The organism is Pseudomonas edaphica (assembly GCF_005863185.1).
In the GTDB taxonomy this organism is placed as follows: domain Bacteria; phylum Pseudomonadota; class Gammaproteobacteria; order Pseudomonadales; family Pseudomonadaceae; genus Aquipseudomonas; species Aquipseudomonas edaphica.
In genome coordinates, this window is the sequence record NZ_VBVZ01001009.1 from 1 (window position 1) to 1171 (window position 1171).

A 1171-nucleotide genomic window follows, 5' to 3' on the forward strand; every position below is an offset into this window, starting at 1 on the left:
GGTGTGATCTACCCCACCCTGACCTTTCTGGAAGAGAGCGAGTTGATCAGCGGCGACGCCGAGAATGGAAAAAAACGCTACACAATCACCGACGCCGGTCGTCTCTTCTTAAGCGAGCAAGCCGTTGCCCTGGAAGGCGTGCGCATGCGCATTGATGTCAGCAAGCGCTCGCTGCGTGGCCACGACCGCCCACCCGAGATTCACGAGGCGGTGCATAACCTGCGCCACGCCTTGCATTCGCACCACGGGCGCTGGAGCCCGGAAGAAATCGTTCGTGTCGCGGCGCTGCTCAACGGCACCGCTCAAGCCATTGCCGACGGGAAAAACCAATGAATACTCAAGCTATCCATCGCGTTACCCACGAGATCAAACGCCGCCGCCTGCAAGTGCTGCGGGTGGTCGACATCACCCCACGCATGCGCCGCGTCACCTTGGGCGGGCCGGAACTGGCAGGTTTTATCAGCCTGGGCAGTGACGACCACATCAAGCTGCTGTTCCCGCAAAACGCCGCCGAGCAGGCTGCGCTGGAAAGCCCGACCTTCAACATCAAGGGCGACGGCCCGCAACCGGCCATGCGCGACTACACGCCACGGCGCTTCGACCTGAGCATCGGTGAGCTGGATATCGACTTCGTGCTGCACGGCGATGGCCCAGCCTCTACCTGGGCCGAACAGGTGCAGGTTGGCCAGCACCTGTACATCGGCGGGCCGCGCGGCTCGATGATCGTGCCGGACATCTTCGACAGCTATTTGCTGATTGGTGATGAAACCGCGATCCCGGCCATCGCCCGTCGCCTGGAAGAATTGCCGGCCGGGCGCAAGGTGTTGACGGTGATTGAAATCGCCAATAGCGCCGAACAGCAGCCACTGACCAGCGCTGCCGATGTAGAGGTGATTTGGGTGGTGCGCGGCCAGGACGACCTGCTGGAGACGGTGCGCAACCTGACCCTGCCGGGCGGTTCGCTGTACAGCTTTGTCGCGACGGAAACCAAACTGTCGCGCCAGCTGCGCCGCGTGTTGCTGGACACGCACCAGGTCAATGAGGAGTTCCTCAAGGCCGTGGGTTACTGGCGTGCCGAGGGCAGCGAAGAAGAATAAAAACTGACGCGATTCAACTGTGGGAGCTGGCTTGCCTGCGATGGCAGCAACTCGGTGTACCTGATGTACCGAGG

General features: G+C 61.8%; 2 protein-coding genes. Both read left to right on the plus strand.

Annotated features, from left to right (window positions below; all coding sequences use genetic code 11):
* Positions 1 to 333 (plus strand): PadR family transcriptional regulator (locus tag FEM54_RS32880; RefSeq protein ID WP_138454320.1); only part of this gene is annotated, 333 nt, incomplete at its 5' end.
* Positions 330 to 1097, plus strand: coding sequence for a siderophore-interacting protein (locus FEM54_RS32885; protein ID WP_017136319.1), 768 nt, complete (start codon positions 330 to 332; stop codon positions 1095 to 1097). The genes FEM54_RS32880 and FEM54_RS32885, both read left to right, overlap by 4 nt.
* The last annotated feature ends 74 nt before the right edge of the window (positions 1098 to 1171 follow it).